The sequence below is a fragment of the Bacillus sp. HY001 genome (assembly GCF_007558965.1).
GTDB classification, from domain to species: domain Bacteria; phylum Bacillota; class Bacilli; order Bacillales; family Bacillaceae_G; genus Bacillus_A; species Bacillus_A mobilis.
Genome location: NZ_VLTE01000195.1, coordinates 1 through 455, shown reverse-complemented (window position 1 = coordinate 455; position 455 = coordinate 1). Strand labels below are relative to the sequence as shown.

The window sequence follows — 455 nt, the reverse complement described above, 5'->3', positions numbered from 1 at the left end:
ATTTTACCATCCATATAATCTTTAACCATTCCTGGAAGCTGCGTTCTACCTTTTACGCCGCCAAAAGCAGAACCACGCCATACTCGACCTGTTACTAATTGGAATGGACGAGTATGAATTTCTTTACCAGAGCCTGCTACACCGATAATCGTGCTTTCACCCCAACCTTTGTGACAACATTCAAGAGCAGACCTCATTACTTCAACATTTCCAATACACTCGAAGCTATAATCTACTCCTCCATCCGTCATTTCAACAATGACTTCTTGAATTGGTTTATCAAATTTAGAAGGGTTTACAAAATCAGTTGCGCCCATTTTTTTAGCTAATTCAAATTTATCCTCATTTAAGTCTACAGCAATAATTCGGCTTGCCTTCGCTTGAACCAGTCCTTGAATAGCGGCTAATCCAATCGCTCCTAAACCAAATACAGCTGCCACAGCCCCTTCTTCTAC

At 40.9% G+C, this 455-nt stretch carries 1 protein-coding gene; it reads right to left on the bottom strand.

Annotation, left to right across the window (positions count from 1 at the left end):
- Window positions 1-455, bottom strand: a 455-nt coding sequence (locus tag FOT98_RS30375; protein ID WP_144291224.1) for a zinc-binding dehydrogenase, incomplete at both ends; no start/stop codon positions are given.